The sequence below is a fragment of the Mycolicibacterium wolinskyi str. Jessa 2025 genome, assembly GCF_049241375.1.
Taxonomy (GTDB): Bacteria; Actinomycetota; Actinomycetes; order Mycobacteriales; family Mycobacteriaceae; genus Mycobacterium; species Mycobacterium wolinskyi.
This window is the reverse complement of the sequence record NZ_CP185960.1, coordinates 5890539-5905710: the sequence shown is the minus strand read 5'-3', so window position 1 is coordinate 5905710 and position 15172 is coordinate 5890539. Positions and strand designations below refer to the sequence as shown.

Here is a 15172-nt window from a genome sequence, read left to right as displayed (position 1 = left end):
CAGAAAGGTTGAGCTGTGACCACGGATTGGATTGCGGTGGCGAGTACCAAGGAACTCGCCCGTCGCCGCAAGCTGCGCGTCACGCTGGATGGTTCGGACGGCGCCGCCGGCCTGGCCATCGCGCTGTTCGAGGCGGCGGGGCAGGTATATGCGTTCGCCGACAGCTGCATACACCAGGACCGCTCCCTGGCGAAGGGAACGCTGTTGCACGGCAAGGTCATCTGCCCCGGCCATCAGTGGCAGTTCGACCTGGAAACCGGATATGAGGAAAGCCAGGACCGTTGCCAACCCACCTATCCGGTCCGGGTCGAGGACGGCACCGTCTACGTCAACCCCACGGCGCGGATGAGCGCGGTGGCCACCGGGTCTGACGGAAAGGAAGCACAGCCATGACCAGCCGGACATTCGTCACCGTCGGAGCGGGCCAGACCGCCGCGGTGGCCGCCCGCACGCTGCGAAGGCGCGGATTCGACGGCCGCATCCTGCTCGTCGGCGACGAACCGTACGCGCCATACCAGCGGCCGCCGTTGTCGAAGGAGTTCCTCGCCGGAACAGACACATTCGATTCGCTGGAGATCCTCCCGGAGACCTGGCGCGCCGACAACGACGTCGAGATTCTGACCGGTGCCGAGGTGACGCGCGTCGACGCGAGCACCCGCAGCGTCGAACTCGCCGGCCGGGCGCCCATCCAGGCGGATGCGGTGCTGTTCGCCACCGGTGGACGGCCCCGGGCGCTTCCGGTGCCCGGTCCGCGGCCGGAGCTCGTGCACTACCTGCGCACCGTCGAGGATGCGCAGCGGCTGCAGACCGCACTCACGGCCGGCAGGCGGCTGGCGATCATCGGCGCGGGGTTCATCGGACTCGAAATCGCCGCGACCGCAAAGAATCTCGGTGTCGAGGTTACGGTTCTGGAGGCCGCGCAGGTACCGCTGGGCGGCATTCTCGGGCCGCGCATCGGTGCCGAGGTGGCCCGCATCCACCGCGACCACGGTATCGATCTCCGCACCGGTATCGGCGTCGACGGGATGCGCACCACCGCAGACGGGGTTGTCGTGACCTGTGGGGGTGGGCAGCCGATCGAGGCCGATGCGGTGGTGATCGGCATCGGCATCACGCCCAACACGGCGGTGGCGTCGGCGTCGGGACTGGCGGTCGACGACGGCATCGTCGTCGACGAGCAGGGCCGCACCTCGATTACCGGTATCTACGCAGCAGGCGACGTCGCGCGGCGCTACTCGACGCGGGCGGGTCGTCACGTCCGCCACGACCACTTCGACAACGCCAACAAACAAGGTGCTGCCGTGGCCAACGCGATGCTGGGCCGCGACGCCGTCAACGACGACGCCCCGTGGTGCTGGTCCGACCAGTTCGACCACAACATCCAATTCCTCGGCGCGGCAACCGCCGACGTGGTCATCCGCGGCGACGTCGACGCACTCGACTTCACCGCTTTCTATGTCGATGACGACGCCCTGCGCGGGGTGTTCACGGTCGACCGCGGCGAGGACGTGATGGTGGGACGCGAGCTGCTCGGCCGCCGGGTCGAGCGTGCCGTGCTCGAGGACGAGGACGCTGACCTGTGGGATCTGGTGGATACCGAGGAGGCGGTGACCCGATGACCCAAGGCGCCAACTTCATCGACGGGCAGTGGGTTCCGGCGGTCTCCGGCCGGGCCTTTCAGCGGCGCAACCCCGCCGACCCCGACGAGCTGATCGGCACGTTTCCGGCGTCGGATGCGGCCGACGTCCGCGCCGCGGTCGACGCGCTGGAGAAAGCGGCGCCCGAGTGGGCGGCGACGCCGCCGGAGCGGCGTGCCGCGATCCTGGAATCCGCGGCAGCGCAACTGGAGTCCCGGGCCGACACGCTGATCGCCGAACTGGTGGCCGAAGAGGGCAAGACCAAAGCCGAGGCCACCATGGAGGTCAGCCGGACCCCGGCGAACCTGCGCTTTTACGCGGGCGAGGCGACGCGCACCACCGGGTCCACCTACCCCTCGGCGGGGGACAACCTCGTCTACACGCTGCGCGAACCGGTCGGCATCGTCGCCGCGATCACGCCGTGGAACTTCCCGCTCAACATCCCGTCCCGCAAGATCGGCCCCGCGCTGGCCGCCGGTAATCCCGTGCTGTACAAGCCATCCGAGGTGACACCGCTGATGGGCCAGCGTCTCGTCGAGGCGCTGCTGGACGGCGGGCTGCCGCCTGCCGCGATCGCGCTGGTGCAGGGTGACGGAACCGCGGGAGCGGCCGTCGCGGCCGATCCGCGGGTCGCGGCCGTGACGTTCACGGGCTCCACCAGGGTGGGCCGGGCGATCCATCGCGAGGTGGGTCCGGAGCGGCGCGTGCAGTTGGAGATGGGCGGCAAGAACCCGGTGGTGGTTGCCGCCGACGCCGACCTCGACGGCGCCGCCGCGCTGATCGTCAAGGGCGCGTTCGGGCTGAGTGGACAGGCCTGCACCGGGACCAGTCGCGTCGTCGCGGTCGATGCCGTCCACGACGCCCTGCTGGAGCGGGTGATCGCGAAAACCGAAGCGTTGCAGGTCGGTCCGGGCAGCCAGCCGGGGGTGAGCATGGGCCCGCTGGCCAGTGCCGACCAGCTCGACAAGTTCCTGCACTATGTGCAGGCCGGAGTCGCCGAGGGCGCGACGCTGCGCTGCGGCGGTACCACGGTCGGCGAGCGCGGATTCTTCGTTCGGCCCACGGTGTTCGCCGATGCGCTGCCCACCATGCGTATCGTTGCCGAGGAGGTGTTCGGACCCCTCGTCGCATTCCAGCGGGCGGCGACCCTCGATGAGGCGGTCGCGTTGGCCAATGCGACGGAGTACGGGTTGAGCGCCGCGATCGTCACGTCCGACCTCGCCACCGCAACCCACTTCGCGCGTCAGTCGCGGACCGGGCTGGTCAAGATCAACCAGCCGACCACCGGCATGGCGATGAACGCCCCGTTCGGCGGCTACAAGTCGTCGAGTACCCAGACGTACAAGGAACAAGCGGGCGCGACGCTCATGGAGTTCTACACGCTCGAAAAAACCGTCTACCTCAACCCGGCCGTTTAACCACAGGAGCTGCAATGGAATTCAAGCGAGTCGCCCGGTCGGGGCAGGTGCCCGAAGGCATCGTCCGGCGGTTCTTCGCCGACGACCACGAATTCGCGGTGGCTCGCCTCAACGGCAAGGCCTACGCGACCTCCAACTACTGCACGCACCTCGACTGCATGCTGTCGTCGGGAAAGCTCGTCGACGACGGCATCGGATGCTCGTGTCACGGCAGCGCGTTCGACCTCGAGACCGGCGAACCGATCTGCCCGCCCGCGACCGTCGCCATCAAGACCTACCCGGTGCAGGAACGCGACGGCGAGATCTTCGTCGGCGTCGAGGCAGGGGAGATGCCTGTCGGGCCGCGGCGCCGACGCAAGGGAGCGTGATCGCGACGTGACGACACTGCAGCGGCCTTCAGCGCTGTCGGTCGGGGGCATGGTCAGCTCAAGTCACCCCGCCGCGAGTTTCGCGGGCGCCCGGGTGTTGTCGGCAGGCGGCAACGCCATCGACGCGACCCTGGCCATGGCGGCCATCACGTGGCTCACGCTGCCGGGACAGTGCGGGATCGGCGGCGACGCCTTCGCGGTGGTACGCGAACCCGACGGACGCGTGTGGACCATCGGCGGCTCGGGTTTCGGCCCCGACGGAGCAACCACGCAGTTCTACCGGGACCGCGGGATGGCGGCCATCCCGTTGGACGGCGCACTCGGCGTGACGGTGCCCGGCGCGCCCGCCGCGCTGGCGGCCATGCATGCGCACGGCGCGACCATCACGCTCAGCGAGTTGTGGGAGCCCGCGGCGCGGCTCGCCGACACCGGCCCACCGTGTTCGGCGAAGACGGCCGCCGACGTCGACGAGGCGTTCGCGGCGATCCGCGCCGACAGCGGGCTGGCCGCGGTGTACGCGCCGACCGGAGAACCGGTGCGCATCGGCGATCGTGTCGGCCAACCGGATCTCGCGCGCACGATCCGCCGGATCGCGCGCGATCCCGGCGACTTCTACACCGGCGAGCTCGCACAGCGTGCGCTCGAGACGCTGACCGCGGCCGGCGCCCCGTTCGGCGGTGACGAATGGGCCGCCGGGGCGGTGGCCGTGCCCGAGCCCGCGATCACCGGCCGCTACGCCGGCGCCACCATCCACCAGACGCCGTTGCCGACACCCGGCTGGATGGTGCTGCAACAGGCCGCGTTGTGTGATGGTGCCGTCGGATTCGCGCCGTGGCTCAGCGCCGAGGCCATCGACCGTATGGCCCGCGCGGCGCGGGTCGCGTTCGAGGACCGTTTCGCGCTTTGCGGCAGCGACACGTCCGGAGCGCGAGATGTGTTGGAAACCAGCCGGATCCAAGCGCAGCGGAACGAGTTGTCCGGTGCGCGTCAGCTCGCGTTCCAGGTGCGAGGCGGCGACACGACCTGTACGGTCGCCGTCGACTCCGAAGGCCGCGCGGTGACGTTCATCCACTCGCTCGGCTACACGTTCGGCGCCAAGCTGACGGTGCCGGGCACCGGGGTGGTGCTCAACAACCGGTTGGGCCGCGGCGCATACCTGATCCCCGGCCACCCGAACGAGCTTGCGCCGCGGCGCAAACCGCTGCACACGCTCAACGCCTGGATCGCCACCGGTGACGACGGCGAGCTGCTCGCGCTCGGCAGCATCCCGGGCGGCGACGGCCAGGTGCAGTGGAACATGCAGCTGATCTCCCACGTGTTCGACCACGGCCTCGACCCGGCGGCCGCCGTGTCCGCGCCGCGGTTCACGGTGTACCCCGGCTCCGACGCCGACGTGATCGGCCACCCCGCCGAACTGCGCGTCGAGGCGCGGATCCCCGACGAAACACGAAGCCGGCTCGAGCAACTCGGCCACCGCGTCGTCGTCCAGCCGGCCTACGGTGCAGGCGGCAGCGCGCAGGTGATCTGCCGCGACGAACGCGGAGTTCTCAGCGGCGCCGCCGACCCCCGGCAGGAAGGCGTGGCAATCGGTGTCGACTGACCGGGTTACCGCGCCGGCCCCGCAGGGTGACTACGTACCGGCCGTGCAGCACGACGGCGTCATCTACACCGCGGGCATGACGCCACGGCGCGACGGCGTACTGATCCTGACCGGTGTGGTCGGTGCGACCGTGACCGCCGAACAAGCCCGCGCCGCGGCCGGCGTGGCGGCCGGCAACGCGCTGGCCGCGGTGCGTTCGCAGGCGCCGCCCGATGCGGGCATCCGCTGTCTGCGGATGACGGTCTACATCGCATGCGCGCCGACGTTTCACGAACTGTCGGCGGTGGCGGACGGTGCATCGGCGGCGATCCGCGACGCGCTCGGAGAGGCCGCACTGCCCGCCCGCGCGGCCATCGGCGTGCAAACCCTGCCGTCCGGTGCACCGGTCGAGGTCGACCTGATCGCCGCGGTCAGTTGAGATGGGGCTGGGCCATGTTGCACAGCGCGCCGGCGCGATGGCTGTGCAGGTTCACATGGTCGCGGTCGGGTCAATCGACCACAATCACGAAACCCCTTGAGCACCATCGTGGTATGTCAATTGCAGACAGTTAGATCAGCCTAACGGATTGGATGGTGGCGCCCTTGTCCGCAGCCCATTGGGTCTACCTGGTCGGCCTCGTCGTACTGATCGGGACCGTGGTGGCCAAGAAGAACGTCATCGCCCCGGCCATCATCGCCACGTTCCTCACCGGCCTTGCCTATCAGGGCAGCTTCACCATGGGGCTCGGGGCCGTGTTCAACGCCGCGATCGCCGGAACCCGGGAGCTGCTGCCGATTTTCATCATCATCGCCCTGGTCACCGCGATGCTCGGGGCGATGCGTGCGCTCGGCGCCGACACCGTCATGATCCGGCCGTTGAGCGGACTGTTCCGCAACGGGCACCTGTCCTACGTCCTGCTCGCAGTCGTGACATTCCTGCTGTCGCTGGCGTTTTGGCCCACTCCGGTGCTCCCGCTGATCGCCGCGATCCTGTTGCCCGCCGCGGTTCGGGCAGGTCTGCCGCCGCTCGGCGCGGCGCTCGCCATCGCTATCGCCGGCCAGGGCATGGCGCTCAGCTCCGACTACATCATGGGTGTCGCACCCGCGCTGTCGGCCGAGGGGGCGGATGTGCCCGCCAGGCTGATCGCCGATCGCGCGACCATCATCGCCTTGATCGCCGGTGCGGTGGCGCTGGCGATCGCCTACCTGCGCGATGTCCGTACGAAGATGCTCGATGCCGCGGCCGCCGAACAGGTGGAACTGCCGGTGTCCGACGGTGGCGGCGGTGCGCCGCGTCCGTCCGGCGGCACGGCACCCACAGGCGGTGGCGCCACGCAGAGCGCCGTCGCGACGCTGACCGCGCCGGCCGACACCGCCGCGCCCGCACCCCGGTCACCGAAGGCGCTGTTGATCGCCGTCGCGGTACCCGCACTGTTCGCCGGGCTGCTGGTGTTCATGCTGCTCGGCCGGTTCACCACGATTGTGCCCGACATCGACGAAGGGCTGGGCGCACCGCTCGTCGGCGGTACGGCTGCGTTGGCCCTTGTCGCAATCTCGTTGCTGGCCAACCGAAAAGGGTGGCTCGAGGATGTCGGCGGGCATTTCACCGATGGCATCGCGTTCTCGTTCCGCACCATGGGCATGGTGATCCCGGTGGCCGGATTCGTCTACATCGGGTTGGCCGACTACTCCGCGGGAATCCTCGGCCTGTCCGAGGACGCGCAGGCGCCGGCGTTCCTGTTCGATGCGGTCGGCGCGGTACAGCCGCACATCCCCCAGGTACCCGTATTCGCCGCCTTCGCAATGTTGTTCGTCGGCACGCTGATCGGGCTGGACGGCAACGGCTGGCCTGGCCTGCCGTTCACCGGATCCCTCGCCGGCACGCTCGGCGACAGCACGACCGATGTCGCGACGCTTGCCGCGATCGCGCAGAACGGCGCGAGTTGGACCGGCGGCGGCACGCTGGTGATCTGGTCGTCGCTCATCGTCGTCGCCGGCCTGACCGGGGTGTCGGTGGTGGACCTCGCGCGACGGCTGTTCATCCCGGTGGTCACCGGGTTGGTGGTGGCGACCGCGATCGCGACGGCGGTGCTGATGTGAGCGGCAGCCTGGCGGCTCCGGGCCGCACCGTCGTCGACACCGCCGCGCTGGTCCGCTCGGGTGAGCTCGCCGCCGTCACGGTCGTGCAGGAGGCGCTGCGCCGGATCGGATCCGTCGACGGCGTGCTCGGCGCCTTCGTCCATGTGGACGCCGAACGTGCCCTCGACAGGGCGCGCGCGGTGGACGAGATGGTGGCCCGCGGCGCCGATCCCGGCCCGCTGGCCGGTGTCCCGTTGGGCGTCAAGGAACTTCACCCGGTGCAGGGCTGGCCGTACGCAATGGGCAGCACGCTCTACGCCGACCGCATCGCCGATCACACCTGCACGCTGGTCACGCGGGCCGTCGAAGCCGGCGCCGTGCCGCTCGGCCTCACCGCGTCACCGGAATTCGGGCGCGCGTCCTTCACCGCATCCGCATTGCACGGCGTTACGCGCAATCCGTGGAATCCCGAACTCACCCCGGGCGGTTCGAGTGGTGGTTCGGCGGCGGCAGTGGCCGCGGGGATGGTGCCGATCGCCACCGGCACCGACGGCGCCGGCTCGCTGCGCATCCCGGCGTCGTACTGCGGCCTGGTGGGCTTCAAAGGCACCTACGGCCTGGTGCCACGGGGTCCCCGGCACCGCGGCGTCGCCGACAACGACCACTACGGCGCACTGACCCGAACCGTGCGCGACACCGCTCGATTCCTGGACTCCGTATGCGGCGTCGATCCCTATGACCGCGCCTCGCTGCCTGCACCGGCCCGCTTCCAGGACAACCTGGACGCCGATCTGCGCGGACTGCGCGTAGCGTTCACGACAGATCTCGGCAACGCGCCGTGCGATCCGCACGTGGCCGAGGCGGTGCAGACCGCCGCGGAGAAGTTCATCGCCGCGACCGGCGCGCAACGCGCCGCGGCCGAGCTACGGATCGACGAACGGTGCGGCGCGGCGTTTCGGACGCTGTCGGCCCCAGACGTGTATGCCCAGCTGCGCGACCTGTCAGCCGGGGCAACCGTGCACCCCACACTGCGTGGCTACCTCGACGCGGCCGCCGGCCTCGACGCGGATGCGCTCGCCGACGCGCACGAGGCACGGGCACTCCTGGTCGCGACCGTCGCCGAGGCCTTCGAACGTTTCGACCTGCTGCTCACACCGGCGACCCAGGTGCCGGCATTCGCCGCGCAGGGCCCGATGCCCACGGAAATCGCCGGTCAGCCCGTCAACCACTGGGGCGCGCTCGCCGTCACGTTCCCGTTCAACCTGACCGGGCAGCCCGCCGTCTCGGTGCCTGCCGGTAGGGTCGGCGGCGCACCGGTCGGGCTGCAGATCGTCGGACGCCGCCACGCTGACCTGCTGGTTCTGGCAGCCGCCGCGGCGATGGAGGACATCGCGCGCTGATCGCCGAGCGTGCGCGCACGCCCGTCGAAACGCGGCGCGGCGGCCGCTTGACCCGCATGCTCGGCGGGCGAAGTGCGACGATTTGGTGCATTCGGCGTGCTCACCTAGTATGTAGGGGTTGCCTTGGGCAGACCTCGGCTGGCCGCTGTTCTGATCCACAGTTCCGGTTAGCCCCGCGTGCCCTTGGGTGACAAAGACCGCGCACGTCCAGGTCGGTATCTGGCGTGCATACAAAACCAGGTCAGGAGATCGAGTGATTCAGCAGGAATCGCGGTTGAAGGTCGCCGACAACACGGGCGCCAAGGAGATCTTGTGCATCCGCGTGCTCGGTGGCTCGTCGCGGCGCTACGCCGGCATCGGTGATGTCATCGTCGCGACTGTCAAGGACGCCATCCCCGGCGGCAACGTCAAGCGTGGCGATGTCGTCAAGGCCGTCGTGGTGCGCACCGTCAAGGAGCGCCGCCGCGCCGACGGCAGCTACATCAAGTTCGACGAGAACGCGGCCGTCATCATCAAGAACGACAACGACCCCCGCGGTACCCGCATCTTCGGGCCGGTCGGTCGCGAACTGCGCGAGAAGCGCTTCATGAAGATCGTCTCGCTGGCCCCGGAGGTGCTGTAAATGAAGGTGCACAAGGGTGACACCGTGCTGGTGGTCTCGGGCAAGGACAAGGGCGCCAAGGGCAAGGTCCTGGTGGCCTACCCCGAGCGCAACAAGGTGCTCGTCGAGGGCGTGAACCGCATCAAGAAGCACACCGCCCAGTCGGCCAACGAACGCGGCGCATCGTCGGGTGGCATCGTCACCCAGGAGGCGCCCATCCACGTGTCCAACGTGATGGTGGTGGATTCCGACGGCAACCCGACCCGCATCGGCTACCGCGTCGATGAGGAGAGCGGCAAGAAGGTCCGCGTCTCCAAGCGCAATGGCAAGGACATCTGAGATGACCACTGTTGAGAAGACCCAGCCGCGGCTGAAGGCTCGCTACCGCGAGGAGATCCGCGAAGAACTGCAGAAGCAGTTCGAGTACGCCAACGTCATGCAGATCCCCGGTGTGGTCAAGGTCGTCGTGAACATGGGTGTCGGTGACGCCGCCCGCGACGCCAAGCTGATCAACGGTGCGGTCAACGACCTCGCGCTGATCACCGGTCAGAAGCCGGAGATCCGCCGCGCGCGCAAGTCGATCGCCCAGTTCAAGCTGCGCGAGGGAATGCCCATCGGTGCCCGCGTGACCCTGCGCGGCGACCGGATGTGGGAGTTCCTCGACCGGCTCATCTCGATCGCGCTGCCCCGTATCCGCGACTTCCGCGGTCTGAGCGCCAAGCAGTTCGACGGCACCGGTAACTACACCTTCGGGCTGAACGAGCAGTCGATGTTCCACGAGATCGACGTGGACAGCATCGACCGGGCCCGCGGCATGGACATCACCGTCGTCACGTCGGCGACGAACGACGACGAAGGCCGCGCGCTGCTGCGGGCGCTGGGCTTCCCGTTCAAGGAGAACTGAGTAGATGGCAAAGAAGGCGCTGGTCCACAAGGCCAACAAGAAGCCCAAGTTCGCGGTGCGCGCGTACACGCGTTGCCAGCGGTGCGGTCGCCCGCACGCCGTATTCCGCAAGTTCGGGCTGTGCCGTATCTGCCTGCGCGAGATGGCGCACGCGGGTGAACTGCCCGGCGTGCAGAAGTCCAGCTGGTAACAGACCCAATCCAACAGGTTGCGGCAGGCCTCCCCAAGTGATTGGGCCAGGGGGAACCGCCGCGAGAAAGGTGAGCCGGTTGTCATGACGATGACTGACCCGATCGCAGACTTCTTGACACGTCTGCGCAACGCCAATTCGGCGTACCACGACGAGGTGACCCTGCCTCACTCGAAGATCAAGGCGAACATCGCCGAGATCCTCAAGAAAGAGGGCTACATCAACGACTACCGCACCGAGGATGCTCGCGTCGGCAAGTCGCTGATCGTTTCGCTGAAGTACGGCCCGAGCCGTGAGCGCAGCATCGCGGGCCTGCGCCGGGTGTCCAAGCCCGGCCTGCGGGTCTACGCGAAATCCACCAATCTGCCGCGCGTGCTCGGCGGCCTGGGCGTGGCGATCATCTCCACGTCTTCGGGTCTGCTCACCGACCGCCAGGCAGCACGACAGGGCGTGGGCGGCGAAGTCCTCGCTTACGTGTGGTGAGGGGGTAGGAAACATGTCGCGTATTGGTAAGCAGCCGGTTCCGGTTCCCGCCGGGGTCGACGTACAGATCGACGGACAGAACGTGTCGGTCAAGGGACCCAAGGGCACGCTCGCCCTGGACATCGCCGAGCCGATCACGGTTTCGCGCAACGACGACGGCGCCATCGTGGTGGCCCGCCCCGACGACGAGCGGCGCAGCCGTTCGCTGCACGGGCTGTCCCGCACGCTGGTGGCCAACCTGGTCACCGGTGTGACCGAGGGCTACACCACCAAGATGGAGATCTTCGGGGTCGGCTACCGCGTGGTCGCCAAGGGCAGCAACCTCGAGTTCGCGCTCGGCTACAGCCATCCCGTTCTGATCGAGGCGCCCGAGGGCATCACCTTCGCGGTCGAGACGCCGACGAAGTTCTCGGTCTCGGGTATCGACAAGCAGAAGGTCGGCCAGATCTCGGCGGTCATCCGTCGCCTGCGTCGCCCGGACCCGTACAAGGGCAAGGGCATTCGCTACGAGGGTGAGCAGATCCGCCGCAAGGTCGGAAAGACAGGTAAGTAACCATGGCTACCAAAACTGAAGGCACAGCTGCCGCTCAGCGTAAGCCGGTGGGGCAGAACATCTCCGAGACCCGTCGGAACGCGCGGCTGCGTCGCCACGCGCGCCTGCGCAAGAAGGTCGCCGGCACTGCCGAGACCCCGCGTCTGGTCGTCAACCGTTCGGCTCGCCACATCCACGTCCAGCTGGTCAACGACCTCGAGGGCACGACGCTGGCCGCGGCCTCGTCGATCGAGGCCGATGTGCGCGCCGTCGACGGCGACAAGAAGGCGCACAGCGTTCGGGTCGGTCAGCTGATCGCCGAGCGTGCCAAGGCTGCCGGTGTCGACACCGTGGTGTTCGACCGTGGTGGCTACACCTACGGCGGCCGGATCGCTGCGTTGGCTGACGCCGCGCGTGAGGCGGGCCTGAAATTCTGATGACTGTCAACGAGAGGACTGCATGATGGCCGAGCAGGCAGGTGCCGCTCAGGCATCGGAGGGCCGTGGCGGCCGCGGTCGCCGCGACGACCGCGGTGGCCGTGGTGGCCGCGACAGCGGTGAGAAGAGCAACTACATCGAACGCGTGGTGTCGATCAACCGCGTGTCCAAGGTCGTCAAGGGCGGCCGCCGGTTCAGCTTCACCGCGCTGGTGATCGTCGGTGACGGCAAGGGCATGGTCGGCGTCGGCTACGGCAAGGCCAAGGAAGTTCCGGCCGCCATCGCCAAGGGTGTCGAAGAGGCTCGCAAGAACTTCTTCCGCGTCCCGCTGATCGGCGGCACCGTCACGCACCCGGTTCAGGGCGAGGCCGCTGCCGGTGTCGTGATGTTGCGTCCGGCCAGCCCCGGTACCGGTGTGATCGCCGGCGGCGCGTGCCGCGCGGTGCTGGAATGCGCAGGCGTGCACGACGTCCTGGCCAAGTCGCTGGGCAGTGACAACGCGATCAACGTGGTGCATGCCACCGTTGCCGCGCTCAAGCTGCTGCAGCGTCCGGAGGAGGTGGCGGCCCGTCGCGGTCTGCCCATCGAGGATGTTGCGCCGGCCGGCATGCTCAAGGCCCGGCGTGAGAGCGAAGCGCTGGCCGCCGCGGCAGCGCGTGAAGGATCGGCATAACCATGGCAGAGCTCAAGATCACCCAGGTGCGCAGCACCATCGGTGCGCGCTGGAAGCAGCGGGAGACCCTGCGGACGCTGGGCCTCAAGAAGATCCGCCAATCGGTGGTGCGTGAGGACAACGCCCAGACTCGGGGTCTCATCAAGACCGTTCACCACCTCGTAGATGTTGAGGAGGTTTAGGACAGATGAGCGTTATCAAACTTCACGACCTGAAGCCGGCTGCCGGCTCCAAGACCGCCAAGACCCGTGTGGGTCGCGGTGAGGGTTCCAAGGGCAAGACCGCAGGCCGTGGTACCAAGGGCACCAAGGCCCGCAAGAACGTCCCCGTGACGTTCGAGGGTGGCCAGATGCCGATCCACATGCGGCTGCCGAAGCTCAAGGGCTTCAAGAACCGCTTCCGCACCGAGTACGAGGTCGTCAATGTCGGCGACATCAGCAAGGCCTTCCCCGAGGGTGGCACGGTTGGTGTCGACGAGCTGGTGGCCAAGGGCCTGGTTCGCAAGAACACCCTGGTGAAGGTCCTCGGCGACGGCAAGCTGACCGTCAAGGTCGACGTCACCGCCAACAAGTTCAGCGGTAGCGCCCGCGAGGCGATCACCGCCGCCGGTGGTTCGGTCACCGAGCTGTAGTTTTTCCTGCGCGAGCAGACGCGAAAGCACCCCAAATCAACGGATTTGGGGTGCTTTCGCGTCTGCTCGCGAGTGGTTGCTCACCGACACAACGTTCAAGCCGACTCGACTCAGTCGCGGGATGACCTCGGCGGCAAGGCGTTCCATCTGCTCGCGGTCCTCGGCGACGGTGGCGCCGGTCGCCGGCATCGATCACGTCCTGTAGTTCGAGTCGCAGCGAATCGTGCCGCGAGGTGACCAGGACCGCCACTCCCAGCCGCACGGAACCGCGGATCGGTAGGCTCGTGCCATGTTGGACTTTCTTCCTGGACTTCCCGGCCCGGACGAGCTTCGGGCACTCGTACGCCGCGTCGACACCGCGCGTCACAACGGGGTGCCCAGCGGCTGCGTGCTGGAGCTCGACCTGCTGTCAGTGCCGCCGGAGACCGTCGGATTCGATCCGTTCGCGATGATCGCGAGCGGCGGACGGCCCCTGGTGCTGCGCCAGGCCGTCGCGGCCATCCACCGCGCGGCCGAAGACGACCGGGTGGCCGGGTTGATCGCGCGCGTGCAGATCCCGGCCGCCGCAGCCGGTCCGGTGCAGGAACTGCGGGATGCGATCGCCGCGTTCGGCGCGGTGAAGCCGACGCTGGCCTGGGCCGAAACCTATCCGGGCACCTTGTCGTACTACCTGGCGTCGGCATTCCGCGAGGTGTGGATGCAGCCGTCGGGAACCGTCGGGCTCGTCGGCTTCGCGACAAGCGCGATGTTCCTGCGCGACGCGCTGGACAAGGCCGGCATCGAGGCACAGTTCGTGGCCCGCGGCGAATACAAGTCAGCGGCAAACCTTTTCACGCAGGACCGCTACACCGATGCGCACCGCGAGGCCGACAGTCGGTTGATCGAGAGCCTGCAGGGCCAGGTCTGGCAGGCCGTCGCCGAGTCACGCAATCTCGAACCGGAGGCGATCAACGCGCTCGCCGACCAGGCTCCGCTGCTGCGTGACGCCGCGGTGACCGGCGGCCTGGTCGATCGCATCGGCTTCCGCGATGAGGCGTACGCCCGTATCGGCGAGTTGTCGGGTGGGCCGCAGAACGTCGAGGCCGACGACGAAGATGCACCGCCGCGGCTGTATCTGTCGCGCTATGCGCGGGCGACGGCACCGAAACCTGCTCCGCCGCTTCCGCAATTGCCGGGCCGCAAGGCCAAGCCGACCATCGCCGTGGTGACCCTGCACGGCCCCATCGTCAGCGGGCGAGGTGGCCCGCAGATGCTGCCGTTCGGGAACGCGAGTGCCGGTGGCGACACCATCGCGGCGGCGCTGCGCGAGGCGGCCGCAGACGACGACGTGTCGGCGATCGTGTTGCGGGTGGACAGCCCCGGTGGATCGGTCACAGGCTCGGAAACCATTTGGCGCGAAGTGATTCGGACGCGCGACTCCGGCAAGCCGGTGGTGGCCTCGATGGGTGCGGTTGCCGCATCGGGTGGCTACTACGTGTCGATGGGCGCCAACGAGATCGTCGCCAACGCGGGAACCATCACGGGCTCGATCGGCGTGGTCACCGGAAAGCTGATCTCCCGTGAGCTCAAGGACAAGCTCGGGGTGGGCTCAGACGGCGTGCGTACCAACGCGAATGCCGATGCCTGGTCGACCAACGCGCCGTTCACCGATGAGCAGCACGCGCAGGTCGAGGCCGAGGCCGACCTGTTCTACACCGACTTCATCGAGCGGGTCGCCCACGGCCGCAATCTTTCGGTCGAGGCGGTCGACGCGGTGGCGCGTGGCCGGGTGTGGACGGGGGCGGATGCCAAGGAACACGGCCTGGTCGACGAACTCGGCGGACTTCGCGCCGCGGTCACGCGCGCCAAGGTGCTGGCCGGGCTGGAGCCGGACACCGAGGTGCGGGTGGTGAGCTTCCCAGGCACATCGTGGCTGGACATGTTGCGGCCCAAGCCCTCGTCGCAGCCGGCGGCGGCCTCGTTGCCGCAGGCCCTTGGTGCGTTGCTGGGACAGTCGGTGGCTGGTGTGCTCGATCATGCCGAACGGTCGGTTACCGGGGTCAGCGCGTTGTGGGTGGGGGATTACCGGTTCTGACGTCGCGCCTATGCGACTCGGACCCGAGTTGTCGATGCGCCCGGCTATGAGCGACAAAGTCGCTGAAATCGCCTCTGCCGCAACATTGGTCACAGAGGTTCCACGCTCTGAGTCACATGGGTCCGTGGGGCACCACCGGTCACGCTGGTTCCGCTATCTGACCTGC

20 protein-coding genes are annotated in these 15172 nt (G+C 68.5%); 19 read left to right on the top strand and 1 reads right to left on the bottom strand.

Going from position 1 to position 15172, the window contains the following annotated elements; translation table 11 throughout:
- Positions 1–15 precede the first annotated feature (15 nt).
- The 18 genes from ACOI2T_RS29285 (at position 16) to rplO (ending at position 12932) form a co-directional block, all read left to right on the top strand.
- Positions 16–393, top strand: a complete 378-nt coding sequence (locus tag ACOI2T_RS29285) for a Rieske (2Fe-2S) protein (protein ID WP_067842220.1) — start codon at positions 16–18, stop codon at positions 391–393.
- Positions 390–1619, top strand: a complete 1230-nt coding sequence (locus ACOI2T_RS29280) for an NAD(P)/FAD-dependent oxidoreductase (protein WP_409502072.1) — start codon at positions 390–392, stop codon at positions 1617–1619. The genes ACOI2T_RS29285 and ACOI2T_RS29280 overlap by 4 nt, the downstream gene beginning before the upstream one ends.
- Positions 1616–3055: an aldehyde dehydrogenase family protein gene (locus ACOI2T_RS29275; protein WP_409502071.1), complete on the top strand. Its 1440-nt coding sequence runs from the start codon at positions 1616–1618 to the stop codon at positions 3053–3055. Before ACOI2T_RS29280 ends, ACOI2T_RS29275 begins: the two co-directional genes overlap by 4 nt.
- Positions 3056–3069: 14 nt before the next feature.
- Positions 3070–3423 carry a Rieske (2Fe-2S) protein gene (locus ACOI2T_RS29270; RefSeq protein ID WP_067842230.1) on the top strand — a complete coding sequence of 118 codons (354 nt, stop codon included), beginning with the start codon at positions 3070–3072 and terminating at the stop codon, positions 3421–3423.
- 49 nt (positions 3424–3472) lie between these two features.
- Entirely contained in the window at positions 3473–5023 is a 1551-nt protein-coding gene (locus ACOI2T_RS29265; protein WP_409502359.1) for a gamma-glutamyltransferase family protein, read from the top strand.
- The gene (locus ACOI2T_RS29260) at positions 5013–5441 is read left to right on the top strand and encodes a RidA family protein (protein WP_409502070.1); all 429 of its coding nucleotides are present in this window, start codon (positions 5013–5015) and stop codon (positions 5439–5441) included. The genes ACOI2T_RS29265 and ACOI2T_RS29260 overlap by 11 nt, the downstream gene beginning before the upstream one ends.
- Before the next feature lie 164 nt (positions 5442–5605).
- Positions 5606–7102: a permease gene (locus tag ACOI2T_RS29255; RefSeq protein WP_409502069.1), complete on the top strand. Its 1497-nt coding sequence runs from the start codon at positions 5606–5608 to the stop codon at positions 7100–7102.
- Complete coding sequence (locus ACOI2T_RS29250; RefSeq protein WP_409502068.1) at positions 7099–8481, top strand: amidase; 1383 nt, start codon at positions 7099–7101, stop codon at positions 8479–8481. Before ACOI2T_RS29255 ends, ACOI2T_RS29250 begins: the two co-directional genes overlap by 4 nt.
- A gap of 253 nt (positions 8482–8734) precedes the next feature.
- Positions 8735–9103, top strand: coding sequence for a 50S ribosomal protein L14 (gene rplN, locus ACOI2T_RS29245; protein ID WP_014814254.1), 369 nt, complete (start codon positions 8735–8737; stop codon positions 9101–9103).
- The gene (rplX, locus tag ACOI2T_RS29240; protein ID WP_067842241.1) at positions 9104–9421 is read left to right on the top strand and encodes a 50S ribosomal protein L24; all 318 of its coding nucleotides are present in this window, start codon (positions 9104–9106) and stop codon (positions 9419–9421) included.
- Between the two features lies 1 nt (position 9422).
- On the top strand, positions 9423–9986 hold the full coding sequence (gene rplE / locus ACOI2T_RS29235; protein WP_067842243.1) for a 50S ribosomal protein L5: 564 nt from the start codon (positions 9423–9425) through the stop codon (positions 9984–9986).
- 4 nt (positions 9987–9990) lie between these two features.
- A complete protein-coding gene (locus ACOI2T_RS29230) occupies positions 9991–10176 on the top strand; it encodes a type Z 30S ribosomal protein S14 (protein ID WP_064946110.1) in 186 nt (61 codons plus the stop codon).
- A gap of 84 nt (positions 10177–10260) precedes the next feature.
- Entirely contained in the window at positions 10261–10659 is a 399-nt protein-coding gene (gene rpsH, locus ACOI2T_RS29225) for a 30S ribosomal protein S8 (RefSeq protein WP_067842245.1), read from the top strand.
- A gap of 13 nt (positions 10660–10672) precedes the next feature.
- Positions 10673–11212, top strand: a complete 540-nt coding sequence (gene rplF / locus ACOI2T_RS29220) for a 50S ribosomal protein L6 (RefSeq protein WP_067842247.1) — start codon at positions 10673–10675, stop codon at positions 11210–11212.
- A 2-nt stretch (positions 11213–11214) separates the two neighbouring features.
- Complete coding sequence (rplR, locus tag ACOI2T_RS29215; RefSeq protein ID WP_067842248.1) at positions 11215–11628, top strand: 50S ribosomal protein L18; 414 nt, start codon at positions 11215–11217, stop codon at positions 11626–11628.
- A 25-nt stretch (positions 11629–11653) separates the two neighbouring features.
- Entirely contained in the window at positions 11654–12301 is a 648-nt protein-coding gene (rpsE, locus tag ACOI2T_RS29210) for a 30S ribosomal protein S5 (protein ID WP_084356398.1), read from the top strand.
- Between the two features lie 2 nt (positions 12302–12303).
- The gene (gene rpmD, locus ACOI2T_RS29205) at positions 12304–12483 is read left to right on the top strand and encodes a 50S ribosomal protein L30 (RefSeq protein WP_067842254.1); all 180 of its coding nucleotides are present in this window, start codon (positions 12304–12306) and stop codon (positions 12481–12483) included.
- A gap of 5 nt (positions 12484–12488) precedes the next feature.
- Complete coding sequence (gene rplO / locus ACOI2T_RS29200) at positions 12489–12932, top strand: 50S ribosomal protein L15 (protein ID WP_067842257.1); 444 nt, start codon at positions 12489–12491, stop codon at positions 12930–12932.
- Between the two features lie 36 nt (positions 12933–12968).
- On the opposite strand, the gene ACOI2T_RS29195 is transcribed toward rplO, so the two are convergent.
- Positions 12969–13121, bottom strand: a complete 153-nt coding sequence (locus tag ACOI2T_RS29195) for a hypothetical protein (protein ID WP_409502067.1) — start codon at positions 13119–13121, stop codon at positions 12969–12971.
- Positions 13122–13221: 100 nt separating this feature from the next.
- Between ACOI2T_RS29195 and sppA the strand changes: the two genes are divergently transcribed.
- Positions 13222–15006 carry a signal peptide peptidase SppA gene (sppA, locus tag ACOI2T_RS29190; protein ID WP_409502066.1) on the top strand — a complete coding sequence of 595 codons (1785 nt, stop codon included), beginning with the start codon at positions 13222–13224 and terminating at the stop codon, positions 15004–15006.
- Positions 15007–15172: the final 166 nt, after the last annotated feature.

Bases quoted from the DNA above. Each gene is read 5' to 3' on its own strand.
- rpsE (WP_084356398.1), top strand. From the start codon at position 11,654: ATGGCCGAGCAGGCAGGTGCCGCTCAGGCATCGGAGGGCCGTGGCGGC.
- rplO (WP_067842257.1), top strand. From the start codon at position 12,489: ATGAGCGTTATCAAACTTCACGACCTGAAGCCGGCTGCCGGCTCCAAG.
- rplR (WP_067842248.1), top strand. From the start codon at position 11,215: ATGGCTACCAAAACTGAAGGCACAGCTGCCGCTCAGCGTAAGCCGGTG.
- ACOI2T_RS29265 (WP_409502359.1), top strand. From the start codon at position 3,473: ATGGTCAGCTCAAGTCACCCCGCCGCGAGTTTCGCGGGCGCCCGGGTG.
- rpmD (WP_067842254.1), top strand. From the start codon at position 12,304: ATGGCAGAGCTCAAGATCACCCAGGTGCGCAGCACCATCGGTGCGCGC.
- ACOI2T_RS29230 (WP_064946110.1), top strand. From the start codon at position 9,991: ATGGCAAAGAAGGCGCTGGTCCACAAGGCCAACAAGAAGCCCAAGTTC.
- ACOI2T_RS29270 (WP_067842230.1), top strand. From the start codon at position 3,070: ATGGAATTCAAGCGAGTCGCCCGGTCGGGGCAGGTGCCCGAAGGCATC.
- ACOI2T_RS29280 (WP_409502072.1), top strand. From the start codon at position 390: ATGACCAGCCGGACATTCGTCACCGTCGGAGCGGGCCAGACCGCCGCG.
- rplE (WP_067842243.1), top strand. From the start codon at position 9,423: ATGACCACTGTTGAGAAGACCCAGCCGCGGCTGAAGGCTCGCTACCGC.
- rplX (WP_067842241.1), top strand. From the start codon at position 9,104: ATGAAGGTGCACAAGGGTGACACCGTGCTGGTGGTCTCGGGCAAGGAC.
- rpsH (WP_067842245.1), top strand. From the start codon at position 10,261: ATGACGATGACTGACCCGATCGCAGACTTCTTGACACGTCTGCGCAAC.
- ACOI2T_RS29195 (WP_409502067.1), bottom strand. From the start codon at position 13,121: ATGCCGGCGACCGGCGCCACCGTCGCCGAGGACCGCGAGCAGATGGAA.
- sppA (WP_409502066.1), top strand. From the start codon at position 13,222: ATGTTGGACTTTCTTCCTGGACTTCCCGGCCCGGACGAGCTTCGGGCA.
- ACOI2T_RS29275 (WP_409502071.1), top strand. From the start codon at position 1,616: ATGACCCAAGGCGCCAACTTCATCGACGGGCAGTGGGTTCCGGCGGTC.
- rplF (WP_067842247.1), top strand. From the start codon at position 10,673: ATGTCGCGTATTGGTAAGCAGCCGGTTCCGGTTCCCGCCGGGGTCGAC.